Source organism: Stenotrophomonas sp. BIO128-Bstrain (assembly GCF_030128875.1).
GTDB lineage: Bacteria > Pseudomonadota > Gammaproteobacteria > Xanthomonadales > Xanthomonadaceae > Stenotrophomonas > Stenotrophomonas bentonitica_A.
Genome location: NZ_CP124620.1, coordinates 2,624,035 through 2,650,365 on the forward strand (window position 1 = coordinate 2,624,035; position 26,331 = coordinate 2,650,365).

General features: G+C 67.2%; 22 protein-coding genes. 6 read left to right on the forward strand and 16 right to left on the reverse strand.

From position 1 onward, the window contains the following. Window positions 1-39 precede the first annotated feature (39 nt). The 3 genes from mutS (at window position 40) to katG (ending at window position 5,803) form a co-directional block, all read left to right on the forward strand. On the forward strand, window positions 40-2,595 hold the full coding sequence (gene mutS, locus POS15_RS11865) for a DNA mismatch repair protein MutS (RefSeq protein ID WP_051010520.1): 2,556 nt from the start codon (window positions 40-42) through the stop codon (window positions 2,593-2,595). A gap of 157 nt (window positions 2,596-2,752) precedes the next feature. Further along, complete coding sequence (locus POS15_RS11870) at window positions 2,753-3,364, forward strand: DUF937 domain-containing protein (RefSeq protein ID WP_019184480.1); 612 nt, start codon at window positions 2,753-2,755, stop codon at window positions 3,362-3,364. A gap of 204 nt (window positions 3,365-3,568) precedes the next feature. Further along, complete coding sequence (katG, locus tag POS15_RS11875; RefSeq protein WP_284128206.1) at window positions 3,569-5,803, forward strand: catalase/peroxidase HPI; 2,235 nt, start codon at window positions 3,569-3,571, stop codon at window positions 5,801-5,803. Window positions 5,804-5,872: 69 nt separating this feature from the next. Here katG and POS15_RS11880 read toward each other — a convergent pair whose 3' ends face one another. Both POS15_RS11880 and POS15_RS11885 read right to left on the reverse strand, forming a co-directional pair. Next, window positions 5,873-6,277 (reverse strand): S4 domain-containing protein, encoded by a 405-nt coding sequence (locus tag POS15_RS11880; RefSeq protein ID WP_019184482.1) that lies wholly within the window; start codon window positions 6,275-6,277, stop codon window positions 5,873-5,875. After that, the gene (locus POS15_RS11885; RefSeq protein ID WP_237740321.1) at window positions 6,270-6,611 is read right to left on the reverse strand and encodes a hypothetical protein; all 342 of its coding nucleotides are present in this window, start codon (window positions 6,609-6,611) and stop codon (window positions 6,270-6,272) included. The genes POS15_RS11880 and POS15_RS11885 overlap by 8 nt, the downstream gene beginning before the upstream one ends. Window positions 6,612-6,675: 64 nt before the next feature. On the opposite strand from POS15_RS11885, the gene POS15_RS11890 reads away from it, so the two are divergent. Then, complete coding sequence (locus tag POS15_RS11890; RefSeq protein ID WP_266084885.1) at window positions 6,676-8,160, forward strand: MATE family efflux transporter; 1,485 nt, start codon at window positions 6,676-6,678, stop codon at window positions 8,158-8,160. Here POS15_RS11890 and POS15_RS11895 read toward each other — a convergent pair. From POS15_RS11895 to ffh, 8 genes are all read right to left on the reverse strand, one after another. Next, on the reverse strand, window positions 8,157-8,534 hold the full coding sequence (locus POS15_RS11895) for a DUF6404 family protein (RefSeq protein WP_284128207.1): 378 nt from the start codon (window positions 8,532-8,534) through the stop codon (window positions 8,157-8,159). The two genes, POS15_RS11890 and POS15_RS11895, sit on opposite strands and share 4 nt — an antisense overlap. Before the next feature lie 85 nt (window positions 8,535-8,619). Next, a complete protein-coding gene (gene rplS / locus POS15_RS11900; protein WP_019184486.1) occupies window positions 8,620-9,027 on the reverse strand; it encodes a 50S ribosomal protein L19 in 408 nt (135 codons plus the stop codon). A 154-nt stretch (window positions 9,028-9,181) separates the two neighbouring features. Further along, window positions 9,182-9,940 (reverse strand): tRNA (guanosine(37)-N1)-methyltransferase TrmD, encoded by a 759-nt coding sequence (gene trmD / locus POS15_RS11905; RefSeq protein WP_019184487.1) that lies wholly within the window; start codon window positions 9,938-9,940, stop codon window positions 9,182-9,184. Between the two features lie 5 nt (window positions 9,941-9,945). Further along, window positions 9,946-10,458 carry a ribosome maturation factor RimM gene (gene rimM, locus POS15_RS11910; protein WP_019184488.1) on the reverse strand — a complete coding sequence of 171 codons (513 nt, stop codon included), beginning with the start codon at window positions 10,456-10,458 and terminating at the stop codon, window positions 9,946-9,948. Between the two features lie 43 nt (window positions 10,459-10,501). Then, entirely contained in the window at window positions 10,502-10,762 is a 261-nt protein-coding gene (rpsP, locus tag POS15_RS11915) for a 30S ribosomal protein S16 (protein ID WP_017356068.1), read from the reverse strand. Between the two features lie 127 nt (window positions 10,763-10,889). Beyond that, entirely contained in the window at window positions 10,890-11,678 is a 789-nt protein-coding gene (locus POS15_RS11920) for an aminotransferase class IV family protein (protein ID WP_046272177.1), read from the reverse strand. Then, a complete protein-coding gene (locus POS15_RS11925; RefSeq protein ID WP_019184490.1) occupies window positions 11,675-12,751 on the reverse strand; it encodes a nitronate monooxygenase in 1,077 nt (358 codons plus the stop codon). Before POS15_RS11925 ends, POS15_RS11920 begins: the two co-directional genes overlap by 4 nt. Window positions 12,752-12,827: 76 nt before the next feature. Further along, complete coding sequence (ffh, locus tag POS15_RS11930) at window positions 12,828-14,207, reverse strand: signal recognition particle protein (RefSeq protein WP_284128208.1); 1,380 nt, start codon at window positions 14,205-14,207, stop codon at window positions 12,828-12,830. Window positions 14,208-14,338: 131 nt separating this feature from the next. Between ffh and ccsA the strand changes: the two genes are divergently transcribed. Next, a complete protein-coding gene (ccsA, locus tag POS15_RS11935; RefSeq protein WP_019184492.1) occupies window positions 14,339-15,133 on the forward strand; it encodes a cytochrome c biogenesis protein CcsA in 795 nt (264 codons plus the stop codon). Between the two features lie 102 nt (window positions 15,134-15,235). On the opposite strand, the gene POS15_RS11940 is transcribed toward ccsA, so the two are convergent. From POS15_RS11940 to radA, 3 genes are all read right to left on the reverse strand, one after another. Continuing rightward, a complete protein-coding gene (locus POS15_RS11940; RefSeq protein WP_284128209.1) occupies window positions 15,236-17,542 on the reverse strand; it encodes a tetratricopeptide repeat protein in 2,307 nt (768 codons plus the stop codon). A gap of 51 nt (window positions 17,543-17,593) precedes the next feature. Continuing rightward, window positions 17,594-19,450 (reverse strand): ATP-binding protein, encoded by a 1,857-nt coding sequence (locus tag POS15_RS11945; RefSeq protein WP_284128210.1) that lies wholly within the window; start codon window positions 19,448-19,450, stop codon window positions 17,594-17,596. Between the two features lie 124 nt (window positions 19,451-19,574). Beyond that, entirely contained in the window at window positions 19,575-20,954 is a 1,380-nt protein-coding gene (gene radA, locus POS15_RS11950) for a DNA repair protein RadA (protein ID WP_026069989.1), read from the reverse strand. Window positions 20,955-21,103: 149 nt separating this feature from the next. On the opposite strand from radA, the gene POS15_RS11955 reads away from it, so the two are divergent. Further along, on the forward strand, window positions 21,104-23,167 hold the full coding sequence (locus POS15_RS11955; RefSeq protein ID WP_284128211.1) for a bifunctional diguanylate cyclase/phosphodiesterase: 2,064 nt from the start codon (window positions 21,104-21,106) through the stop codon (window positions 23,165-23,167). A 174-nt stretch (window positions 23,168-23,341) separates the two neighbouring features. On the opposite strand, the gene cyoD is transcribed toward POS15_RS11955, so the two are convergent. Genes cyoD through cyoB form a run of 3 tightly spaced genes read right to left on the reverse strand, consistent with a single transcriptional unit; the run spans window position 23,342 to window position 26,327 of the window. Then, window positions 23,342-23,692, reverse strand: a complete 351-nt coding sequence (gene cyoD / locus POS15_RS11960; RefSeq protein ID WP_019184497.1) for a cytochrome o ubiquinol oxidase subunit IV — start codon at window positions 23,690-23,692, stop codon at window positions 23,342-23,344. Then, window positions 23,692-24,309 (reverse strand): cytochrome o ubiquinol oxidase subunit III, encoded by a 618-nt coding sequence (gene cyoC / locus POS15_RS11965; protein ID WP_284129638.1) that lies wholly within the window; start codon window positions 24,307-24,309, stop codon window positions 23,692-23,694. Before cyoC ends, cyoD begins: the two co-directional genes overlap by 1 nt. Window positions 24,310-24,329: 20 nt before the next feature. Continuing rightward, window positions 24,330-26,327 carry a cytochrome o ubiquinol oxidase subunit I gene (gene cyoB, locus POS15_RS11970; protein WP_026069991.1) on the reverse strand — a complete coding sequence of 666 codons (1,998 nt, stop codon included), beginning with the start codon at window positions 26,325-26,327 and terminating at the stop codon, window positions 24,330-24,332. Window positions 26,328-26,331: the final 4 nt, after the last annotated feature.

Here is a 26,331-nt window from a genome sequence, read left to right on the forward strand (position 1 = left end):
TCCAAAAAATCAACGGTCTCGTCAGAGCATACGCCACTCATGAAGCAGTTCTTCGCCGCCAAGTCCGATTACCCGGACCTGCTGCTCTTCTTCCGGATGGGCGACTTCTATGAGCTGTTCTACGACGACGCCCGCAAGGCGGCGCGGCTGCTGGACATCACCCTGACCCAGCGCGGCAGCTCCGGGGGCGCGCCGATCCCGATGGCCGGCGTCCCGGTCCACGCCTACGAAGGCTATCTGGCGCGTCTGGTCGCCCTGGGCGAGTCGGTGGCGATCTGCGAGCAGATCGGCGACCCGGCGCTGGCCAAGGGCCTGGTGGAACGCAAGGTGGTGCGCATCGTCACCCCCGGCACCGTGACCGATGAAGCGCTGCTGGACGAGCGCCGCGATACGCTGCTGATGGCGCTGTCGCGCGGCAAGCACGGCTACGGCCTGGCCTGGGCCGATCTGGCCGGCGGCCGCTTTTTGGTCAACGAAGTCGATTCGGACGATGCGCTGGAAGCCGAGCTCGCGCGTTTGGAACCGGCCGAGCTGCTGGTGCCCGATGAAGAAAACTGGCCGGCCTTCCTGCAGTACCGCAGCGGCATCCGGCGCCGTGCGCCCTGGTTGTTCGATGCCGACAGCGGCCGCCGCCAGCTGCTGAATTTCTTCAAGCTGCACGACCTGACCGGGTTCGGCATCGACGACAAGCCGCGCGCCACCGCCGCCGCCGGTGCCCTGCTCGGCTATGTCGAAGAAACCCAGAAACAGCGCCTGCCGCACCTGACTGCGATCGCCACCGAAACCGCGAGCGAAGCCATCGCCATGAACGCGGCCACGCGCCGCCATCTGGAGCTGGATACGCGCGTCGATGGCGATACCCGCAACACCCTGCTCGGTGTCCTTGACACCACGGTGACACCGATGGGCGGTCGCCTGCTGCGGCGCTGGCTGCACCGCCCGTTGCGCATGCGCGAGGTGCTGGTGCATCGCCACGATGCGGTCGCCACGCTGATCGACCGCGGCGCCGACAGCGACGTACGCGATGCCTTCCGCGCCCTGGGCGATCTGGAACGCATTCTTACCCGCGTGGCCCTGCGCTCGGCGCGCCCGCGCGATTTCTCCACGTTGCGTGATGGCCTGGGCCTGCTGCCGGACGTGCGCGCGGTGCTCGCCCCGCTGGACTCGCCGCGCCTGATCGCCCTGCACGATGCGCTGGGCTCGCATGACGAATGCGCGCACCTGCTGGCCAGCGCGATCGCCCCGACCCCGCCGCTGAAGCTCAGCGATGGCGGCGTCATCGCCGAAGGCTACGACGCCGAGCTCGATGAGCTGCGCCGCCTCTCCACGCATGCGGACCAGTTCCTGATCGACCTGGAACAGCGCGAGCGCATCAGCAGCGGCATCGCCACGCTCAAGGTCGGCTACAACCGCGTGCACGGCTACTACATCGAAATCAGCAAGGGCCAGTCGGAGAAGGCACCGGTGCATTACACGCGCCGCCAGACGCTGACCAATGCCGAGCGTTACATCACCGAGGAACTGAAGTCCTTCGAGGACAAGGTGCTGTCCGCGCGCGAGCGCTCGCTGAGCCGCGAGAAGTTCCTGTACGAGCAGTTGCTGGACATCCTCGCCAGCGGGCTGGAGCCGCTCAAGCAGTGCGCGGCGGCATTGAGCGAACTGGACGTGCTGGCCGGTTTCGCCGAGCGTGCGCAGGCGCTGGACTGGGCGCGCCCGGAACTGGAGACCGCGCCCTGCCTGAAGATCGAGCGCGGGCGCCATCCGGTGGTCGAAGCAGTACGCGAGCAGCCGTTTGAACCGAACGACCTGGACCTGCATCCGGACCGCCGCATGCTGGTGATCACCGGCCCGAACATGGGCGGTAAATCCACCTACATGCGCCAGAACGCACTGATCGTGCTGCTGGCCCACATCGGCAGCTTCGTGCCGGCCAGCCGCGCGGTGATCGGCCCGATCGACCGCATCCTGACCCGCATCGGCGCCGGCGACGATCTGGCCCGCGGGCAATCGACCTTCATGGTCGAGATGGCCGAGACCAGCTACATCCTGCACCACGCCAGCGCACAGTCGCTGGTGCTGATGGACGAGATCGGCCGCGGCACGTCCACGTACGACGGCCTGGCGCTGGCTGATGCGGTCGCACGCCATCTGGCTTACCAGAACCGCTGCTACACGCTGTTCGCCACGCACTATTTCGAACTGACCGCCCTGGCCGACGAACAGCACCAAGGCGGCGCCAGCAGCATCGCCAACGTGCACCTGGATGCGGTGGAGCACGGCGACGCGCTGGTGTTCATGCACGCCGTGAAGGATGGCCCGGCCAACCGCAGCTTCGGCCTGCAGGTGGCCGCACTGGCTGGCCTGCCGAAATCGACCGTCGCCCAGGCGCGACGTCGCTTGGCCGAGCTGGAGCAGCGCAGCCACGAGACGCAGTCCGCCGTGGTGGACGCGCAGGCGCTGGATGCACCGCAGCAGTTCGGGCTGTTCAACGCGCCCAACACCGCTGCCCAGGACGCGCTGGCCGCGATCGATCCGGACGAGCTGACCCCGAAGCAGGCACTGGAAGCGCTGTACCGGTTGAAGACACTGCTCTGACGATCCGGTAGTGCCGGCCGCTGGCCGGCTCCCCGCAGAGCCGGTAGCACCCGACCGTTGGTCGGGTGCGCGCGCGGGCCCGCGTGAATTCTTCGCATTCCCGTAGTGAACGCGGCGCTATGCTCGGGCGGTACCCATCCCTGCCCTGGAGTCCGCCGTGAATACCGAATCGCTTGCCGCGTCCCTGTTCCAGCAACTGCAGCAGGGCCAAGGCCTGCAGCAGGTATCCCAGCAGTTGGGCATCGATCAGAACCAGGCCAGTGGCGCCATCGGGGCGGCGCTGCCCCTCTTGCTGGGCGCGATGGGCCGCAATGCCCAGGAACCCCAGGGCGCGCAGGCCCTGCTCGGCGCCCTGCAGCGCGACCACGCGCCGGCCAGCGGCGGCGGCTTCGATCTGGGCGGGCTGCTAGGCAGCGTGCTCGGCGGTGGCGGCGGCAATGCGACCAACGGCGCCGGCATCCTTGGCCACGTCTTCGGTGGCAATACCGACCGCGCCACCCAGGGTCTGAGCCAGGCCACCGGGCTGGACAGCAGCAAGACCAGCCAGCTGCTCGCCATCCTCGCCCCCATCGTCATGTCCTATCTGGCCCAGCGCTTCGCCAGCGGCGGCAACGCCAGCCCAGGTCAGCTCAGCCAGGCCCTCGGCCAGGAAGCGCAGAGCGCCAACAGCGGTGGCCTGCTGACCTCCGTGCTGGACCAGGACGGCGACGGCCAGCTGGGCGTCGGCGATCTGCTCAAGCTCGGTGGCGGGCTGTTCGGCAAGCGCTGAGGGCGAGACGCGAAATAGCCTGCGCCTATCACATCGGTTGATTCATTCGAATTTACTGAATGAACGGCAGTGCCTAACGTGGACGTATGCCTTCACATCGCGCCGCCCCACGCGCCGCACGTGCAGGTGCCACGTTACCCGACGTCGCCATCGCCTCCCCCGCGCCGGTGGTCTTCACGTTCGCCAGTCCACAGGTAGATACCCATGAAAAGCGAAGCCAAGTGTCCGTTCAACCACGCCCTCGTCGGCGATGCCACCACCAACCGGGACTGGTGGCCCAAGCAGCTGCGGGTGGATCTGCTCAACCAGCACTCGAGCCGCTCGCATCCGCTGGATGACACCTTCGATTACGCCGAGGCCTTCAAGGGCCTGGATTACGCCGCGCTCAAGGCCGACCTCAAGGCCTTGATGACCGACTCGCAGGACTGGTGGCCGGCCGACTTCGGCCATTACGGCGGCCTGTTCGTGCGCATGGCCTGGCACAGCGCCGGCACCTACCGCATCGGCGATGGCCGGGGTGGCGCCGGCCGCGGCCAGCAGCGCTTCGCACCGCTCAACAGCTGGCCGGACAATGTCAGCCTGGACAAGGCCCGCCGCCTGCTGTGGCCGATCAAGCAGAAGTATGGCCAGGCAATCTCCTGGGCCGACCTGCTGGTGCTGACCGGCAACGTCGCACTGGAATCGATGGGCTTCAAGACGTTGGGCTTCGCCGGCGGCCGCCCCGATACCTGGGAACCGGACCAGGACGTGTACTGGGGCCGTGAAACCACCTGGCTGGGCGGCGACGTGCGGTATGCGCACGGCTCCGAAGGCGTGCAGGAAGACCACGGTGTGCTGGTCTCCGATGACGACGCGGACGGCGACATCCACTCACGCGATCTCGAGAACCCGCTCGCCGCCGTGCAGATGGGCCTGATCTACGTCAATCCGGAAGGCCCGGACGGCAACCCCGATCCGCTCAAGGCAGCATTCGACATCCGCGATACCTTCGGCCGCATGGCCATGGACGACGAGGAAACCGTCGCCCTGATCGCCGGTGGCCACAGCTTCGGCAAGACCCACGGCGCCGGCCCGGCCGACAATGTCGACGTCGAACCGGAAGCGGCCGGGCTGGAAAGCCAGGGCCTGGGCTGGGCCAACCGATTCGGCACCGGCAAGGGCGGCGACACCATCACCAGTGGCCTGGAAGTGACCTGGACGCGCACACCGGCGCAGTGGAGCCATGACTTCTTCGAGATCCTGTTCGGCCACGAGTGGGAGCTGACCAAGAGCCCGGCCGGTGCGCATCAGTGGGTGGCCAAGGACAGCGAGGCGATCATTCCCGACGCGCACGATCCGTCGAAGAAGCATCGCCCGACCATGCTCACCACCGACCTGTCGCTGCGGGTGGACCCGGCGTACGAAAAGATCTCGCGTCGCTTCCTGGCCGACCCGCAGGCCTTTGCCGATGCCTTCGCCCGTGCGTGGTTCAAGTTGACCCATCGCGACATGGGCCCGCGCACACGCTACCTGGGGCCGGAGATTCCGGCCGAAGAATTCGTCTGGCAGGACCCGGTGCCGGCGGCCCCCCAGGCCACGATCAGCGCGCAGGACATCGCCTCGCTGAAACAGCAGATTGCTGCGGCCAGGCTGAGCGTAGGTGAGCTGGTCTCCACCGCGTGGGCGTCGGCGTCCACCTTCCGCGGTTCGGACAAACGCGGTGGCGCCAATGGTGCGCGCGTGCGCCTGGCCCCGCAGAAGGACTGGGCGGTCAACCAGCCGCAGCAGCTGGGCAAGGTGCTGGCCGCGCTGGAGAAGATCCAGAGCGGCTTCAAGGGCGATGGCGGTGCACAGGTGTCGCTGGCCGACCTGATCGTGCTGGCCGGCAATGTCGGCGTCGAGCAGGCGGCCAAGGCCGGTGGCCATGAGGTCAGCGTGCCGTTCAACCCGGGCCGCACCGATGCCAGCCAGGCGCAGACCGATGTGGACTCGTTCGCGGTGCTGGAACCGTACGCCGATGGGTTCCGTAACTACGTCAAGGGCCGTTACGCCGTGCCTGCCGAGGCGCTGCTGATCGACCGCGCACAGCTGCTCACGCTGACCGCCCCGGAAATGACCGCACTGGTCGGTGGCCTGCGCGTGATCGGCACCAACGTCGGCGGCAGCCAGGACGGCGTGTTCACCGATCGCGTCGGCACGTTGAGCAACGACTTCTTCGTCAACCTGCTCGACATGCGCACGCAGTGGGTGGCCAACGGCGATGGCTACAGCGGCCGCGACCGCAGCACCGGCGCGCCGCGCTGGAGCGGCAGCCGCGTGGACCTGGTGTTCGGCTCGAACTCGGTGTTGCGTGCACTGGCCGAGGTCTATGCCAGCGCGGACGGCGAGAAGAAGTTCGTCCGCGACTTCGTCGCTGCCTGGGCGCGGGTGATGGAGCTGGACCGCTACGACCTGCGCTGATCCGCCGTCGCAGGCACACACGAAGACCGGGCCCACTGGCCCGGTCTTTTCATTTCTGCAGGGTGCCCCTTACAGCGCGTCCAGATCGCCCAGCGCACGGATCAATCGACGCGCACGCTTGTCCGGCTTGTGCTCCGGCGGCAGGTAACCGTTCTTCGCCGCCGCACGCTGCAGGCGCACCTCCGCGCGGCGAGCCAGCGACGCTTCACTTTCGAGATACAACTGCTGCGCCACCGGTGCCGGGCCGCGCATATCGCTCAGGCCACGCACCTCGATCTCGAACACTTCATCGCCCCGGCTGATCTGCAGGGCTTCGCCCACGCGCACCGCGCGCGAGGATTTCGGACGCTGCCCGGCCACGTCCACCTTGCCGGTTTCCACCGCCTGTTTGGCCAGGCTGCGGGTCCGGAAAAACCGTGCGGCCCACAGCCACACGTCCAGCCGCACGGCGGCTACCGGTGTTGCTTCAGTCATGCGTTCTACCCAGCTCCACGGCGTTGGCCGGTTGTCGATTTAGCGGTTGCGTCGCGTCCGGATTGCCGCGGCACCCCGTGCCACCGATCAGCGCCGGCACTCCGGCATCCAGATCACGGCGCTGACTGCCGACTTGGCATTCCGGTCGGTCCATGGGCCTTACCTGTGCGTCGCGCAGGCGGTCGTCCGTACTCGAACATGCGGCCAGCGAGGCGGCAATCAAGAGGGCCAGCGTGGTGCGGATGAACCGGTCATCCAGGAGGATCGGCAGCCGGCCAGCGGCCGGCACTGCCGGGGGAGCGGCTGACGTGCGTTGAGACGCGGAAGTGCGCATCGCGATATCCCCTTGATGGGCTTGGTGCTAGTGTGCCGCTCTCTGAGCATGATCTCCAGCGCACATGGCCAAAGCGCCGCTTGACCTGACCACCGGCCCGATCGGGCGCAATCTGTTCCTGTTCGCCCTGCCGATCCTGGCCGGCAACATCGCCCAGTCGCTGAACGGCTCGGTGAACGCGATCTGGGTCGGCCGCTTCCTCGGCGAAGCGGCGCTCACCGCCACCGCGAACGCCAACAACATCATGTTCTTCCTGATCGGCTCGGTGTTCGGCATCGGCATGGCCGCCTCGATCCTGATCGGCCAGTCGATGGGCGCACGCGACCTGCCGCAGGCGCGGCGCGTGATGGGCACCAGCGCGACCTTCTTCATCGGCCTGTCGGTGGTGATCGCGATTGCCGGCTGGTGGCTCTCACACCCGCTGCTGGCGGCGATGGGCACACCGGCCGAATCCCTGCCACTGGCCGAGGCCTACCTGCGCATCATCTTCCTGGCGATGCCCACGCTGTATGCCTTCGCCTTCCTGAGCTCGGCACTGCGCGGCGTGGGCGATTCACGCACGCCGTTCCGCTTCCTGCTGCTCTCGGTGCTGCTGGATATCGGCTTCAACCCGCTGCTGATCTTCGGCATCGGCCCGTTCCCGCAGCTGGGCATCGCCGGCGCGGCCTGGGCCACGCTGATCGCGCAGACCCTCTCGCTGCTCGGCCTGCTCTGGTACATGCGCAACAAGCGCCATGTGCTCTGGCTGGGGCGCAAGGACATGGCGCTGTTCAAGATCGATGGGGAGATCCTGCGCGCCCTGGTGGTCAAGGGCGTGCCGATGGGCCTGCAGATGGTGCTGATCTCGCTGTCGATGATCCTGATGATGACCATGGTCAACGGCTACGGCACCGATACCGCGGCCGCGTATGGCGCCTCGCTGCAGCTGTGGACCTATGTGCAGATGCCGGCGATGGCGATCGGCGCGGCGTGCTCGACCATGGCGGCACAGAACGTCGGCGCGCAGCGATGGGACCGCGTCCGTGGCACCGCCCGCAGCGGTGTGCTCTACAACTTCCTGCTGACCGGCGTGCTGATCCTGCCACTGATCCTGCTTGATCGTTACACGCTCGCGCTGTTCCTGCCCGAGGGCAGCCAGGCGCTGGAAGTGGCCCGCCACCTCAACCACATCGCGGTGTGGTCGTTCCTGTTCTTCGGCGTGAACTTCGTGATCTCCGGCGTGGTGCGCTCCACCGGCGCGGTGATCCCGCCGCTGCTGATCCTGGCCGCCTCGCTGTGGGGCATCCGCGTGCCGTTCGCCGAGCTGCTGCAGGACCGCTGGGGCGCCGACGCGGTGTGGTGGAGTTTCCCGGTCAGCTCGTTCTGCGCGATGCTGATGTCGCTGGCGTATTACCGCTGGGGCGGCTGGCGCAAGGCCCGCATGCTGCCCAGCCATCATGAAGAGCTGGCAGCCCCGGCCGAGATCCCGGCGTCGCCGCCGTCGCCCGTGGCGGACCCGAATCCCACCACGTTGCAGCCCGCCGCGGCGGGCAACGCACGTCCGGATTAGGCCACGCGACCCTGCAGCAGGGTCTTCCAGGCCGGCAGCCTGTAGCGCCGGCGCTGGTAGCGCATGAGCAGCGCCATCAGCAGGCCGAACAACAGCCCGGCCATGACAGCACTGCCCACAGTGATGCCCAGCGTGAGCGAGCCAAGGTCAAGCACCAGCCCCATCAACAGACGCCACAGCACGCCCCACAGCACCCCGAACAGTCCGCCCATCACGAACAGGTTGCTGCTGAAGCTGGCGAGCAGCGGGGGCGGCACGCGCAGCCCCATGCGCCACAGCAGCCGATGCATCGGCGGTGCGCGCATGCCGGCGGGCACCCTGGCGTCGGCCATGGCCTGCAGGGCAAAACGTACGTCGGCGGGATAAGGGTCCATGTGCTTCTCCATCACGAGGCCACAAACGCAAACGGCCACCCGAAGGTGGCCGTTTGAGGCGACAACCGAAGTTGCCGGCCGGGAATTACTGGGCAGCCTTGGCAGCCAGGCGCGCGGCCTTGGCCTGCGCAGCAGCAGCCAGATCTTCCTTGATGCGGGCAGCCTTGCCTTCCAGGCCACGCAGGTAGTACAGCTTGCCGGCGCGGACCTTGCCACGACGCTTCACTTCGACCGAGTCGATGATGGCGCTGTGGGTCTGGAAGACGCGCTCGACGCCGTAGCCGTGCGAGATCTTGCGGACGGTGAACGCGGAGTTCAGGCCGGCGTTCTTGGTGCCGATGACGACGCCTTCGTAAGCCTGCACGCGCTCACGGTTGCCTTCCTTCACCTTCACGTTGACGACGACGGTGTCACCCTGGCTGAACTTCGGCAGCTCGCGGGTGATCTGGGCGGATTCGAAGTCCGAGAGGATGGATTTGTTCAGCTTGCTCATGGGTGCACCGATAGTGTTCGGGTGGTCGTGTCATTCGACAACGTGGGCTCATGCAGTCACCGGACTGTGCTGCACGTTTTTTGTAGGGATTCATGCCACCGCGCCCAAAAGGCCGATGGCAATCCCGAATTGTAAACAAGATCCCGCCCCCGCGCTAGGGGGTCGGATCCTTGGCAAGGGCCTGCCGTGCCTGCTCCAGCAGGAGACGGTCGGCCTTGGGCAACTGGCTTTCATCGAGCAGATCCGGCCGCCGCAGCGCGGTACGCAGCAGCGACTGCTGCCGTCGCCAACGGGCAATGGCGGCATGGTTGCCCGAGCGCAGCACGTCCGGGACAGTGCCCCATTCATGCTGCGCGGGATGACTGTAGTGCGGGCAGTCCAGCAGCCCCTGCGGGCCTTCGAAACTGTCCTGGGCGGCCGATTCGGCATCGCCGAGGGCCCCGTCCTGCAGGCGGGTGACCGCATCGACGATCACCGCCGCGCCCAGCTCTCCGCCGGACAGGACGTAATCGCCCAGCGAGATCTCCTCGGTGACCTCGGCCTCGAGGAAACGCTCGTCGATGCCTTCATAGCGGCCGCAGAGCAGGATCATGCGCGGCAGTGCCGCCAGTTCCCGGACCTTGGCCTGGGTCAGCGGCCTGCCCTGCGGGCTGAGGTAGATCACCGGCGCAGGCGCCGGGTCCGCCGCCTTGGCCGCAGCCAGGCAGGCCCGCAGCGGCTCGATCAGCATGACCATGCCCGGGCCACCCCCGAACGGACGGTCGTCCACCCGGCGGTAGTTGCCTTCGGCATAGTCACGCGGATTCCAGCCGTGCAGGTCCAGCAGACCGCGCTCAGCGGCACGGCCGACCACGCCCAGCGCGGCCGACTGCGCCATGAACTCGGGGAACAACGTGACGACATCGATACGCATCCGGCCTAGAACTCCGGATCCCAGTCGACCACGATCAGGTTGGCCTCGAAATCCACCGAGACCACGAATTCGGGCTGCACGAACGGAATCATCCGCTCACGGTCACCCTGCACCACGAGCACATCGTTGGAGCCGGTCGAGAACAGGTGGGATGCCCGCCCAAGTTCGACGCCATCGACGGTACGCACCTGCAGGCCCTCCAGATCCACCCAGTAATATTCATCGGGCTTCGGCGGCGGCAGTGCGCTGCGCGCGACATAGACTTCGGTCCCGTACATCGCCTCGACCACGTCGCGGTCGGTGATGCCGGGAAACACGGCAACCAGATGCTTGCCGGACTGACGTCCGCGCGCACCGGTGAGCGTGCTCTCCTGGCCGGCGGGGGTCCGCAGGATCCAGGGCTGATAGTGGAAAATGGCGGTACGCGGCTCGGTCCAGGACTCGAGCTTGATCTCGCCTCGCACACCAAAAGCGCCGACAATCCTGCCCAGCAGGATCCGGCGCTCGGTATCTTTCATCTGAATAGACCGAATGGGCCGCGGCAGGCGCGGCCCTTCAGGATCAGGCCGCGGAGGCCTGGGCCTTGGTCGCTTCCTTGTACAGGTTGCGGACCTTGTCGGTCATCTGGGCGCCGTTGGCGACCCACTTGTCGACCAGCGGCAGGTCCAGCACGATGCGGGACTCGGCACCCTGGGCAACCGGGTTGTAGTAACCGACGCGCTCGATGTTGCGGCCATCACGGGCGCTGCGCGAGTCGGTCACGATGATGTGGTAGAACGGACGCTTCTTGGCGCCGCCGCGGGTCAGTCGAATCTTGACCATGGTGTTGTTTCCTCAATTGCCCAGTCGCCAGGATGGCGCGGTAAGCCGGCGATTATAGCGGCGGCCTCCCGCCATTCCAAGCCTGTGAAGGCCGTGAAAGCTGAACAGGGCTCACTGATCGGCGCGTTCACGACGACAAGGGCTGCCAGGGTGTCCCGGCGAGCACCCGCCGGGCGTTGGCGCATAGGGCTTCCGAGTTCCCCAGTGCGACGTCATCGACCCTCGCGATCGGCCAGATGCCGGCGGCATTGCAGGCGATGGCGGCGTCGAACCCGGCCAGGTCCGCCAGCGCGACCGGCCGCACCTGCTGATCGCCGCCCCACCCTGCCTGCAGCAGGCGTTCGTGGGTGCCGCGCAGCGCGCGCGCCTGCGGCCAGACCAGCGTGCCACCACTGGCGAAGGCGATGTTCCAGGTGGTGCCTTCGCTGATATGCCCGTCGTCGCCAACGAACAGCGCGTCGTCCACGCCAGCCTGCAATGCCTCGCGACGATGCTGGAACAGTGCGAACGTACCGACATGCTTCACGTGCGGCAGCTCGCGCTGATAGCGCACCGTCCGCAGCCGCCGCGATATCGCCGGTAGATCGACCGGTGGCGCCACGGCGACCAGCACATCGACGGCCACCGGTTGCAGCGGCCGCCGGAAATCGAACTGGCGCGAGAACACAGTCACCCGCAGCGACGCATCGACCACGTCCTCGACCCGCAGCGCGCCGTGCATCCAGGCCCGCACCTGCAGCGGATCCAGTGCGCTGCCGAACAGCTCGGCCGTGCCCTGCTGCAGGCGCTGCAGATGCAGGTCCAGGCCCTGCACCGCACCACCGCGCACCTGCAACGAGGTGAAATGGCCGTAGTTGGTCAGCGCCCCGGCAAGATCATCGACCGTGGCCGGCCGGCCATTGCAGTACGGCGTCATCCCAGCAACGCCTTGGCGTCGGACCACATCTGCTGCAGCACCTCGGCGGCGGGGCGTGCCGGTGCCATCCACGCGGATTGCCCGGCCCAGGCCTGCATCGCATCGAGGTTGCTGTCGCGGCCCGCCTGCGCGCGCATCGGTGCGGTCAGGCCACGCTGCACCGGATACGGGCGCGGCGGCGGCGCATCGGCAGACGCGGCGGCACGTACATACGCGGTCGCCAGGCCACGGCCGAGGCGACCACTGAAGGCGCGGGTCGGCCAGGTATCTTCGGGTTCGGCCTCGGCCAATGCCTGCGACCACGCCGGATTCAAATGACACTCGGGGGTACGCAGGAACGCGGTGCCCACCTGCACCGCACTGGCGCCCAGCGTCAGCGCCGCGGCGATGCCACGACCATCGGCAATGCCACCGGCGGCGATGACCGGGATGTCCAGATGATCAGCCAGCCGCGGCAGCAGCGCGAACAACCCGACCAGCTGGCGCTCGGCCGCATCGGGATCGAACGCGCCCCGATGCCCGCCGGCTTCAAACCCCTGCGCAACCACCGCGTCGGCGCCGGCAGCCTGTGCGGCGCGCGCTTCGGCCAGGGTGGTCGCGCACGCGATCCAGGCGATGCCGACGTCTTTCAGGCGCTGCACCTGCGCTGCGGAGAACACGCCCATGATGGTCGAGGCCACTGCCGGGCGCGCCTCGATCAGGGCATCGAACTGCGCATCAAAATCGGCTGGCCCGGCATCGGCCGCACTGGCCGGCACCTCCGGCCCCCACTGCGCCAGGAAGCGACGTGTCGCGGCTTCCGCATCGGCATCGCGCCGCGGCAGCGGATCAGGAATCCAGACATTGACCTGCGCCGGCCCTGCGGACTGCGCGCGGAAATCGGTCATCCACGCCACAATGTCCTGCGGCTGGGACAGCACCGCGCCCATCGCGCCCATGCTGCCGGCGTTGGCCAGCGCGGCCGACAGCGGCACCGGGCAGGCGCCGGCCATCGGCGCGAGCAGGATCGGGGCCTGCAATGCAAAACGCCGACAGAAGCTGTCGGCGCGTTCGAGAAGCGGGGAACCATTCACGCGCGGCGCACCTGGGGAAGGAGACGGTGCCAGCATACGCCGCACCGCCCCCACCCGGAATGCATGCGCGCAGGACTCAGCCGAACGGCATGCCGCCGCGGCCGCCCATGGCGCCCATCATCCCCTTCATGCTGCGCATCATGCCCTTCATGCCGCCGCCGGCCATCTTGCTCATCATCTTTTCCATCTGCTGGAACTGCTTCATGAGCTTGTTGACGTCGGCCGGGGTCAGGCCGGAACCACGCGCGATGCGGGCGCGGCGCGAGCCGTTGAGCAGGCCCGGGTTGCGGCGCTCTTTCTTGGTCATCGAGTTGATGATCGCGATCATGCGCGGCACTTCCTTGCCCTGGCTGACCTGCTGCTTGAGATGCTCGGGAATCTGGCCCAGGCCCGGCAGCTTGTCCATCAGGCCGCCGATGCCGCCCATGTTCTGCATCTGCTCGAGCTGGTCACGCATGTCGTTCAGATCGAACTTCTTGCCCTTGGCGACCTTCTCGGCCAGCTTCTGGGCCTTGTCCTTGTCGACCTGCTGCTCGACCTGCTCCACCAGCGACAGCACGTCGCCCATGTCCAGGATGCGGCTGGCGATACGGTCCGGGTGGAACACATCCAGGCCGTCGGGCTTTTCGCTGACACCGACGAACTTGATCGGCTTGCCGGTGATGTAGCGCACGCTCAGCGCGGCACCACCGCGGGCGTCACCGTCGGTCTTGGTCAGCACCACGCCGGTCAGCGGCAGCGCATCGCCGAAGGCCTTGGCGGTGTTGGCGGCATCCTGGCCGGTCATGGCGTCGACCACGAACAGCGTTTCGGCCGGGTTGACCGCGGCGTGCAGCGCCTTGATCTCGGCCATCATCGCTTCGTCGATGGCCAGGCGACCGGCGGTATCGACGATCAGTACATCGACGAACGACTTGCGCGCGTCATCGATCGCGGCGCGGACGATCGCTTCCGGCTTCTGGTCGGCAGTGGACGGGAAGAACAGCACGCCCACCTGGTCGGCCAGGGTCTTGAGCTGCTCGATCGCGGCCGGACGGTAGACGTCGGCCGAGACCACCATCACCTTCTTCTTGCGCTTTTCCTTCAGGTGCTTGGCCAGCTTGCCCACGGTGGTGGTCTTGCCCGCACCCTGCAGGCCGGCCATCAGGATGATCGCCGGGGCCGGCACGTTGAGGTTCAGGTCCGAGGCGGCCGAGCCCATGACCGCGGTCAACTCGTCGCGCACGACCTTGATCAGCGCCTGGCCCGGGGTCAGCGACTTGAGCACTTCCTGGCCGACCGCGCGCACCTTGATGCGCTCGACCAGCGCCTGCACCACGGGCAGCGCGACATCGGCCTCGAGCAGCGCGATGCGGACTTCGCGGGTGGCCTCGCGGATGTTTTCCTCGGTCAGGCGACCGCGGCCGCGCAGCCGCTCGATGGTGCCGGAGAGGCGCTGGGTCAGGGACTCGAACATGGAAGCGACCTGTTCAGAACAAAAGACAATGAGACCGCCAGTATAACGGTTCCGCCCCGGCTCCCGGACCGGCCGCAAGCTGCCGCCCGCCGGGCATCGCCAGCACCCCGGGGGTATGCGAAACTGACACGATGACAATCGTTCTCATCGCGACCCTGCTGTACCTGACCGCCACCGGCCTGCTGGTGCGCGCGGTCGTCCGCGATGATGCGGTGACCTCCCCGGCCTGGCTGTGGCCGGCGCTCCCGGCGATGCTGCTGCACGGCGGCTATCACGTGCTGGTGGCGATGCGCACCAGCGGCGGCCCGGACATGCACTTTTTCGCGGCCCTGTCGCTGGTCGGCCTGGGCATGGCGTGGCTGACCTCGCTGGTCGCCGCGCGCGGGCGCATGGCAGCACTTGGCGTGCTGGTGTTCCCGATGGCCGCCGCGGTGTTGTGGATCTATCACGCCTACGGCCACGAGCCGAGCAGGCCGCTGGGCTGGCAGCTGGCCACCCACGCGTGGATGGCCCTGCTTGCCTACGCCACCCTCAGCGTGGCCGCGCTGCTGGCGATCATGCTGTGGCTGCAGGAGCGCGCCCTGCGCCGCCGCGATTTCCGGCCGTGGCTGCGCGCCCTGCCCCCGCTGGCCGATCTGGAAGCCCTGCTGTTCCGCGTGATCGCGGTCGGCTTTGCACTGTTGACGCTCACCCTGGTGACCGGCGTGCTGTTCGTCGATGACCTGCTGGCGCAGAAGCTGGTCCACAAGACCGTGCTCAGCATCCTGTCCTGGATCGTGTTCGGCACCCTGCTGATCGGCCGCCGCCGCTATGGCTGGCGCGGCGCGAAGGCGGTGCACTGGACCCTGACCGCGATGGCGCTGCTGCTGCTGGCGTTCTTCGGCAGCCAGTTCGTGATCGAATTGGTGTTCGGCCGCACGCGATAGAGGCGTGCCGACCAACGGTCGGCACCTGCCCGAACCTCGCAAGGGGAGCTGCCGACTGTTGGCCGGCAGGCCGCTGGCGGGCACCAATCCGCTATCCGTTGATCACAACCCGTACCGTTCGATCGCGTCCAGATGCGGCTGACGGTCCTGGTCGCAGGCCTCGGCCAGGCGCAGCCAGCAGTGCGGGTGCGCCCACTCCGCCGTCACCTGCTGCAGGAAGCGATGCAGTGCCAGCGGCGCGTGATCCTGTGGCTGGGCGATAGTGAACAGCAGGCCCGGCAGCGTCCCGCCTTCCGCATCCGGATCGGTCACCGTGTAGTCCGGCCGGCTGTGCGCCCACACCTTCCAGCCCTGTGCCTCTGCCGCTGCTACCAGAGCGTTCCACGCCTCCTCGCCCGGGTGCGCGCCGTCGACCAGCCAGCTGCGTGCGAAACCGCCCCGCTCCAGCACGTGCACCTGCGCATAGGTCGGAATGAAGTGCTCGCGCTCCGCTTCGTCCTCCGGCGCGGGGTGTACGAGGCCGGCGTCAAACACCACCCAGTCCCCCACCTGCTGCGCGCGGTTGGCCGGTGCGTTCTCGACGATGCGCGCGGTCACCGGTCCGGTGCGGCGGCCGTAGTACTCCATCGGCTCGCCGCCCTCTTCGCTGCGGATGATCACCCAGCCCCAGGACTCTTCGACCACGCCCTGCTGACTGGACAGTTCCATGCCGATCGCCGCCGCCGAGCGGCGCACCGCCTCCCAGTCGCGCGCCGCGCTGGCCGCACTCATGTGGTCCCAGTGCGCGGCGTTGGGCTCATCCAGCGTCTCCACCAGCTGCGCATAGCAGGCCTGGGCGTCGCTGAAGCGGCCGGTCTCCATGTACATGCGGGCAAGCGTCCCGCGTGCGCCGTTCGAGCCTGGCGACAGCGTGAGCAACGCCTGCGCGGCCTGTTCCAGCGCCGGCCAGTCGGACGCGCGCCGGGCACGCTGCACCTCGCACCAGTGCGCGAACACCGGCACGCTGTCGCGGTAGGTCGCCGCCAGCCTGCGCAGGCCGTCATCATCGCCCTGCTCGGCCAGCCAACGCATCAGCGTGTAGGCCGCTGCGCCATCTTCCTGCGCGTGGCCGCGCACGAAGTCCCACAGCAGCGCCTGCGCTTCGGTCTTCGCGCCACAGGCATGCAACGCCGAGGCGGCAACTTCGGCCAGTGCGCCGTCGTCCGGCCGCTCGGCGTGCGCCTGCAGCAGCCACTGCGCTTCACGCTCGGGATCGCGCGACTGGTGCTGTTCGCCTTGAGCCTGCAGCCACGCCAGCAGTTCATCGGCCGGCACCGGCAAGGGTGCCATCTCCGGCAGCGCCTCGATCCGCGCCGCCAATCCACTCACCAGCGCGGCAGCGCCACGATCCTGCCGCAGCTGCGCCAGATGGGTGCGGGCCAGTCCAAGCTGGCGCTGCGCCACCCAGCGTGCACCGCGCTGCAGGGCCAGCTCCAGGCTCAACGCGGCGATCTCGATCACCAGGCGATGCGCGCCGACAGCGGCGAAGTGCTCGATGATCGTGTTGAAGCGCGTCCCCAGATCCCATGTATTGCGTGCGCCATCACGGCTGCACAGTGTCGAAGCGGTATTGGCCCACAGCCGCCAGTGATTCGGCGTCAGCTCGCTCCAGGGCACCAGCTGCTGCAGCGCCTCTTCATCGCGCCCCAGCTGGGCCAGTGCCCAGGCCTTGGACAGCCGGCGCGGCACCGTGCAGTTGGCAGGCTCGTATTCGCCCGCAGCGGCCACTTCGGCTTCGCGCGTCTCGATCAGCGCCAGCGCCTCCTGCGCACGACCGCTGGCCAGCAGGATCTTGATCTGCATTTCAGGGAAGCTGTCGAACACTTCCTTGCCGCGCGCCTGGATCGCCGCCGCCTGCACCTGCAGGTACTCCAGCGCGTCCTGGCCGCGGCCGTCGTCCAGCAGCGCGTCGGCCTTCTCGCAGCTCAGGCACTGGAAGCAGGCCCAGCTCGGGTCGATGCGGCCCAGCGTCTCGTCGCAGACCTCGATGCGTTCGGGCACCCAGCCCGGACCATCGATGTTGCCGTAGCAGGCGGCAAGATCCTGGGTGACGCAGATCGACTGCGGGCAGTCCAGGGTATCGGCGCGGTGTGCGCGCTCGAACAGCGCCACCGACTCGCCCAGCGCGCTTTCACCTTCCATGCGGTTGCCGACGCGGTTGCGCAGGGCCCAGTGGCCGACATAGACGTCGACCCAGGGGTTGTCCAATGCCTTGCCCAGCGCGCGCGCTTCGGGCAGCAGTGCATCGACGCGGTCGACCTGCAGTTCACTGACGTCATCGGCAAGGCGGGTCAGCAGGTGGGCGTTCTGTGCCTGGCCTGCCTGGCGCAGGTCTTCCTGCAGTTTTTCGACCCAGTTCCAGATATCCATGGGGGTTGAGGCTCCTGTCTAGCGAAGGCTTGATGAGAGAGGGGGCGGTACTCAGCGCAGCATCTGCTGCAGGGCACCGGCAATATCGGTAAATGCACCGTTGAGATCGGGGCCTGGCGTCGCGGTGCTCCGCTGCAACGGCCGGCCCTGCGCAGACACGATGATCTTCAGTGAGCGCAGCAGGCGCGCGGCCGCCCCGGCCTGCGGGTGGCCCTCGCGTTGGGCCTGCAGCAACGCCTGCACCGCTGGATTGTCCAGGTTGAGGTACAGCCGCGACGGCGCACGTGCCTCGATGCGCGCGGTGAATTGGCGGGCCAGTCGCAATGCGGCCATCGATACGCGCTTGTCGTTCTCGTCGTCTTCCAGGCGCTGCTTCAGTTCGGCTTCGCGGTCGGGCACCACCACCACCGGGAGTGCCTCGGGGCTGAACCGCGCCGGCAGCAGCTGCTCGCCATCGCCCAGGTGCTCGCGCAGCCAGGCCAACTGCGTATCGTCAAGACTGTCGTCGGTGCGGAACAGGGCGCGGTTGCCCTGCTCGGTACCGAGTTCGACCAGGCGCAGGCCCTTGGCCTGGGCCCAGCGCCGCAGGAACGGCACCACCGCGTAGCGATGGCCATGCGCGACCGGCACGCCCATCGCGCGGAACAGCATTTCCTCGAAGCCACCACCGTTGTCGAGGATCACATGCACCGCACCGCGCGCCGGCAACGCGCTGGCCGGCAGGTCACCCTGCGAGGTCGGCACGCGCACGTGTTCCAGCAGCAGCTCGAACAGGCGCTCATCGCACAGCGCCGCGCCCAGCAGGGCTTCATTGTGGCGGCTGAGCACGCGGCGCCAGGCTTCCGGCTGCTGCCGCGCGACATCGGCCAGGCCATCGATCAGCGCTTCCAGCAGGGCATGCTGCACGGCGCGATAGTGGTCATCGCGCTGCAGGTCCTCGCGGCTGGCGGTCGGGGTCAGCTTCGACGATTCGATCACCCCGCCGATGAAACCGGCCCACGGCGGCAGCAGGTCGCGTGCATCGTCGTCCAGCAGCATGCCGCGCACGAACACCGACAGGTTGCGGTTGTCGCTGGTGCCATAGGTGGCACCGTCCTGCACCCAGAGCATGCCGACGGCGTCGCTGCTGCCATCGGACTGCAGCGGCATCGTCACGATGGGCTCGAAATCGTGTTCGAAACGGGCCGCGAACTGCTGCGCCTGGCGGCGTGCCTGCACCGGATGCAGGGCGACGTCACCCTGCCCGCGCCACGGCGGCGGTTCGGGATTGATCGCGGTGGTCGCCGCACCGATGAAGATCGGCTCGGACAGCAGCGCGCAGTAGCGGCCCAGCACCTCGTGCAGGCGCGCTTCGTTGGCCAGCGGCAGGAAGTCCGGATGCAGTTCCAGCTCGACCTCGGTGCCGATCGCGCGCGCCGGCACGTCGCTGACGGTGTACTGCTCGGCGTTGCTGGACACGTACAGGTGGCCCAGCTCTGGTGTCTGGTAGGAGGTGGTGCGCACGCTGACACGGCGCGCCAATACGAAGGCCGACAGGAAACCCAGGCCGAACATGCCGATCAGGCCTTCATCGTCCTCGCCGTCCTGGCGCAGGCCCCGGGTGTAACCGACACCGACCGTGGCCAGGTAATCGTGGATTTCCTGCCGGGTCAGGCCGGCACCGGTATCGGTGATGCGCAGCACGCCGGCGGCGACATCGACCTGCACGTCGATGCGCGACACACTCTGGCTGCCGGGCTGCTCGATACGGCGACGGATGATCGAATCGTGCGCGTTCTGCACAAGCTCGCGCAGCGCCACCATCGGCGTGGAATACAGGTGCTTGCCCAGCACCGTCATCAGTCCATTGAGATCGACCCCGGCGCGGCGGATTTCGGCGGCGGGGGCGCTGAACATCGGGTCCTGCATGTAATCGGTTACTCCTTGCCACGGAAAGCGCCGGAGGGCGCCTTCGTCGAGCCGGGAAAACTAGCACAGGCCGGGTGAGCGCTGACGCACTTTCCCGTGGCACCCCGCGTCTGCCCGGCCCCGCTTACAGCGCGTCGATCGCCTCGGACAGCCGCTCCACTGCGATCACTTCCATCCCCTTCACGCTGCCGGTCTTCGGCGCGTTCGCCTTGGGTACGATGGCGCGCTTGAAGCCATGCGTGGCGGCCTCGCGCAGGCGATCCTCACCGTTGGGCACCGGGCGGATCTCGCCGGACAGGCCCACCTCGCCGAAGGCGATCGTCTTCTCTGCCAATGGCCGGTCCTGCAACGAGGACAGCACCGCCAGCAGCACGGGCAGATCGGCCGCAGTCTCCTGCACGCGGATGCCGCCCACCACGTTGACGAACACGTCCTGGTCGCCCACGAGCACGCCGCCATGACGGTGCAGCACCGCCAGCAGCATCGCCAGGCGGTTCTGCTCCAGACCCACCGCGACGCGGCGCGGGTTGGACAGCGGCGAGGCATCCACCAGTGCCTGCACCTCCACCAGCAATGGGCGCGTGCCCTCGCGGGTGACCATCACGCAGCTGCCCGGCTGCTGGGTGCTGCCGCCGGAGAGGAAGATCGCCGAGGGATTGGAGACCTCTTTCAGGCCCTTCTCGCCCATGGCGAACACGCCCAGTTCGTTGACCGCGCCGAAGCGGTTCTTGAAGGCGCGCAGCAGGCGGAATCGGCTGCCGCTCTCGCCTTCGAAGTACAGCACCGCATCGACCATGTGCTCGAGCACGCGCGGGCCGGCGATGCCGCCTTCCTTGGTCACGTGACCGACCAGGAACACGGCGGTGCCGGTTTCCTTGGCGAAGCGCACCAGCCGTGCGGCGCTCTCGCGCACCTGGCTGACCGAGCCCGGCGCGGCGGTGAGCGATTCGGTCCAGAGCGTCTGTACCGAGTCGGCCACGATCAGCCGCGGCTTGGCCACGCTGGCATGCTGGAGGATCGCCTCCACCTGGGTTTCGGCCAACGCGTTGACGTTGTCCAGCGGCAGGTCCAGACGCACTGCACGGCCTGCCACCTGCGACAGCGATTCCTCACCGGTGATGTACAGCACCGGCAGCGACGCGGCCATCTTCGCCACAGCCTGCAACAGCAGGGTGGACTTGCCGATGCCCGGATCGCCACCGACCAGCACCACCGCACCTTCGACCAGGCCACCGCCGAGCACGCGGTCGAACTCACCGATGCCCGTGCTCACCCGCAGGTGTTCGGTCTGCTGCACGTCCTTGAGCGCCATGATCTTCGGCGCATCGACCTTGCCGGCCCAGCCGGAGCGCCGCGACGCCGGCGACGCCTTGGTGGGCGTGGCGCTTTCCAGCGTGATCTCGCTCAGCGTGTTCCAGACGCCGCACTCGGTGCACTGGCCCTGCCACTTGCTGAATTCGGCGCCGCATTCGCTGCAGACGTAAGCGGTGAGTCGCTTGGCCATGTCCACTTCCACATCATCAATTGTCAGGCAGGATAGCCGAGCCGCGTCGCAGCAACCGAGACGCCGGGCGGGTGGGCTCAAGTTTCCGGCCCCGAGGCCGATACTCCGGCGGGCCACTGCCCCTCCTTTCCATTTTTCCAGGCTTTTCCATGACCGGCACCTACAGCCAGAGTCTTGTCGTGTTCTCGCTGCTGGTTGCCATCCTCGCCTCGTACACCGCGCTGGACATGGCCGGCCGCCTGGCCACCACCCGCGGCCGGGTGGCACGCTGGTGGCTGGCCGGTGGCGCCGGTGCGATGGGGCTGGGCATCTGGTCGATGCATTTCATCGGCATGCTCGCCTTCCACCTGCCGATCCCGGTCGGCTATGACCTGGCCATTACCCTGTACTCGCTGGCCGTCTCGGTCGGGGCTTCGGCCTATGCGCTGTGGCTGGTCTCACGCGCGGAGCTGCCGTGGTCGAGGTTGTGCGCCGGCGCGGTGCTGATGGGCCTGGGGATCGCGGCCATGCATTACCTGGGCATGGCCGCGCTGGAGATGCAGCCGGGCATCGACTACGACCCCCTGTGGTTTGCCGCCTCGGTCCTGATCGCCATCGGCGCGGCCGGTGCGGCGCTGTGGATCGCCTTCCGCCTGCGCCTGGAACAGCGCCGCCCGTTCGTGCTGCGCGGGCTGGCCTCCCTGGTGATGGGCCTGGCGATCGTCGGCATGCACTACACCGGCATGGGCGCGGCCCACTTCCCCGAGGGCGCGATGTGTGGCGCGGCGTATGGCGAGGGCATCGAGACCAAGTGGCTGGCGGTGCTGGTGATCGTCACGACGCTGGCGACTCTGGGGATCGCACTGATCGCATCGGTGTTCGACCGCCAGATGCGCACCCGCACCGGCCTGCTCGCCGATTCGCTGGCCCAGGCCAACGAGAAGCTGATGCAGGCCGCCCTGCATGATCCGCTGACCCAGCTGCCCAACCGGATGCTGCTGCAGGACCGCATCGAGCAGGCGATCGAGAAGGCGCAGCGCCGGCAGTTCAGCTTCGCGGTGATGTTCTGCGACCTGGACGGCTTCAAGGCGATCAACGATGCCTACGGTCACCAGCTTGGTGACCAACTGCTGATCCAGGTCAGCAAGCGGATCACCGCGCTGCTGCGTGCACAGGACACCTTCGCGCGACTGGGGGGCGATGAGTTCGTCATCGTGTTCCAGGTGGAGGATCCGGAAGATGCGGCCGTGGTCGCCGAACGGATCATCGCCAGCGTGGCCGAGCCGTTCGAGATCGATGCCTTGGAACTGCAGGTCAGTGCCAGCCTGGGCATCGCGCTGTACCCGGCTGACGCCACTACCGAACGCGACCTGATGGCCCACGCCGATGCGGCGATGTACCACACCAAGGATTCGGGCCGGAACGGCTATACCTTCTTCACCCAGTCGCTCAACGTGAGCGCGAACCGCCAGCTGAAACTGCTGCAGGAACTGCGCAAGGCGGTCAGCCGCGGCGAGCTGGTGCTGCATTACCAGCCCAAGTTCCAGGCCAGCGGGACATCGCCGATCGGGGCCGAGGCGCTGGTGCGCTGGCAACATCCCGAGCTGGGCCTGTTGTCACCGGACGCGTTCATTCCGATCGCCGAACGCAGCGGCCTGATCCTCTCCATCGGTGACTGGGTGCTGGACCAGGCCTGCGCGCAGCTGCGCCACTGGCACGACGCCGGCCACCCGGACTGGACCATGGCGGTGAACCTCTCACCGCTGCAGTTCGGGTCGAGCACGCTGCTGGAGACTGTGCGCCGCACGCTGGACAAACACGGGCTGGACCCGAAGCGGCTGACCCTGGAGGTCACCGAGACCACCGCGATGCGCGATGTGGAAGCCAGCCTGCTGATCCTGCACGGGCTGACCGCGATGGGCGTGAACATCTCCATCGACGACTTCGGCACCGGCTACTCCAGCCTGCTGTATCTCAAGCGCATGCCGGCCACCGAGCTGAAGATCGACCGCGCCTTCGTGCACGACCTGGAAGACAACGCCGAAGACGCGGCGATCGTTTCCTCGATCATTGCATTGGGCCGGTCCCTGCAGCTGCAGATCGTCGCCGAGGGCGTGGAAACGGCCGGTCAACGCCAGTACCTGAGCGACATGGGCTGCGACCAGCTGCAGGGCTATCACCTCGGGCGGCCGGTCGACGCCGTGGAGTTCATGCGGCTGGCGAAAGTGGCATAACGCGCGGAGAGCAGCCCGTTGCCGGGCACCAGTAGTCTGGACACGCTGGGCCCTCCCCCATCGGCCGCGTGTGGAACGCCCCCCCCTGAACAACGTTTGCTGCGTCGTCATGCGCGCCAAACAGAAAGGCCGCCCGAGGGCGGCCTTTCCGTGTGTGGCAACGTCGCGAAGACGTCAGTGCATCATGTGCACGTTCATGTTGTGCATGACCCACAGCGAACCGGCGACGATGATGCCGATCACCACGACGGTGAAGGCCGCCGCGCTGACGTTCCAGCGCTGTTCCGAGGAGCGGTCCAGGTGCAGGAAGAACACCAGGTGCACCAGGATCTGCAGCACCGCCGCAACGACGATGATGACGCCGGTGGTGAAGCGCGGCAGGTCGCCATGCATGACCGCCCAGAACGGGATGATGGTCAGCACCGCGGCCAGCAGGAAGCCGATCAGGTAGGACTTGACGCTGCCGTGGCTTTCGCCGGCGGCACCGTGGCCATGATCGTGTGCGTGATTGTCATGTGCGGCCATTACAGCGCTCCATTCAGATAGACGACGGAGAACACGCCGATCCAGATCAGATCCAGGAAGTGCCAGAACAGGCTCAGGCACGCCATGCGGGTCTTGTTGGTCTGGGTCAGGCCGTTCTGCTTGATCTGGATGAACATGATCAGCAGCCACAGCAGACCCGCGCTCACGTGCAGACCGTGGGTACCGACCAGCGCGAAGAACGCCGACAGGAACGCACTGTGGTCCGGACCATAGCCCTGATGGATCAGGTGGTTGAACTCCCACACTTCCATGCACATGAAGCCAAAGCCCAGCAGCCAGGTCAGGGCCAGCCATGCATACATCTGGCCCACCTTCTGCTTGTGCATGGCGATCATGCCCAGGCCGAAGGTCAGCGAGGAGACCAGCAGCAGCGTGGTTTCCCAGGCGACGAAGGACAGTTCGAACAGGTCCTTCGGGCCGGGGCCACCGTCGGTGCCGCCGGACAGCACGATGTAGGTCGCAAACAGGGTGGCGAAGATGAGGCAATCGCTCATCAGGTACACCCAGAAACCGAAGACGGTATTGCCGCCGGTGTCGTGGTGCTCGTGGTCGTCAAGGCCGTGGGCCGCCGCGTGCGCGGCGTGCCCATGGTTCATGGTGTTGGGGATAGTGGTGCTCATGCCTTCAGCTCCGATTTCACCAGGCCCTGCGCCACGAGGTGGCGACGGTGCTCATTTTCGATCCGCTCCACTTCCGCGGCCGGCACGTAGTAATCCACGTCCTTGTCGAAGGTGCGCCAGATGAAGGTGCCGATCATGCCGACCAGACCCACGATGGCCAGCCACCAGATGTGCCAGATCATCGCAAAGCCGAACACCAGGCTGAAGGCGCCGATCACCACACCGGTGCCGGTGTTGCGCGGCATGTGGATGTCGGTGTACTTGGCCGGGCGTTCCCACGCCTCACCACGCTGCTTGCGCTCCCAGAACTCGTCCAGTTCGGTGACGCGCGGCAGCGAGCCGAAGTTGTAGAACGACGGCGGCGAAGAGGTTTCCCACTCCAGCGTACGCGCGTCCCACGGGTCGCCGGTCAGGTCGGCGGTCTTCTTGCGGTCGCGGATCGACACGGCGATCTGGATGATCTGGCACAGGATGCCGGCACCGATGATGAAGGCACCGCACATGGCGATGATCAGCAGCGGCTGGTACTCCATGTTCGGGTAGCTCTGCATGCGGCGGGTCATGCCCATGAAGCCCAGGATGTACAGCGGCATGAACGCGACATAGAAGCCGATGAACCAGCACCAGAACGCGCGCTTGCCCCAGGTTTCATTGAGGCGGAAGCCGAACATCTTCGGCCACCAGTAGGTGATGCCGGCGAACATGCCGAACACCACGCCGCCGATGATGACGTTGTGGAAGTGGGCGATCAGGAACAGGCTGTTGTGCAGCACGAAATCGATGGCCGGGATCGCCAGCATCACGCCGGTCATGCCGCCGATGGTGAAGGTGACCATGAAGCCGATCGTCCACAGCACCGGGGTCGTGAACTGCACGCGACCGCGGAACATGGTGAACAGCCAGTTGAAGATCTTCACGCCGGTCGGGATCGAGATGATCATCGTCGTGATGCCGAAGAAGGCATTGACGTTGGCACCCGAGCCCATGGTGAAGAAGTGGTGCAGCCACACGATGAACGACAGCACGCCGATGCAGGCGGTGGCGTAGACCATGCCCTTGTAGCCGAACAGCGCCTTGCGCGAGAACGTGGCGATGACCTCGGAGAACACGCCGAAGGCCGGCAGGACCAGGATATAGACTTCCGGGTGACCCCAGATCCAGATCAGGTTGATGTACAGCATGGCGTTGCCGCCACCATCGTTGGTGAAGAAGTGCGTGCCCAGGTAACGGTCCAGGGTCAGCAGCACCAGGGTGATGGTCAGCACCGGGAAGGCGGCGATGATCAGCACGTTGGTGACCAGCGCGGTCCAGGTGAACACCGGCATCTGCATCAGCTTCATGCCGGGGGTACGCATCTTCAGGATGGTAATGAAGAAGTTGATGCCGCTCAGCGTGGTACCCAGGCCTGCTACCTGCAGGCCCCAGATGTAGTAATCGACACCTACCCCTGGACTGTATTCCTTGCCTGACAACGGCGGGAAGGCCAGCCAGCCGGTCTGCGCGAACTCACCGACACCCAGCGAGATCATCACCAGGCCCGCGCCCGCCACGAACAGCCAGAAGCTGAGCGAGTTGACGAACGGGAAGGCCACGTCGCGTGCGCCGATCTGCAGCGGCACGACAACGTTCATCAGGCCGGTGATCAGCGGCATCGCCACGAAGAAGATCATGATCACGCCGTGGGCGGTGAAGATCTGGTCGTAGTGATGGGGAGGCAGGACGCCCTCGTTGCCGCCAGCGGCCATGGCCTGCTGGACGCGCATCATGATCGCGTCGGCGAAGCCGCGCAGCAGCATGACGAAGGCGACGATGAGGTACATCACGCCGATCTTCTTGTGGTCTACCGAGGTGAACCACTCTTTCCAGAGATAGCCCCACAGCTTGAACTTGGTGATCAGGGCCAGCACGAGCAGGCCACCGATCCCCGCGCCGATCAGCGTGGTGATGATGATCGGGTCGTGCGGGATGTCGGCAAAGGTCAGTTTACCCAACAGATTC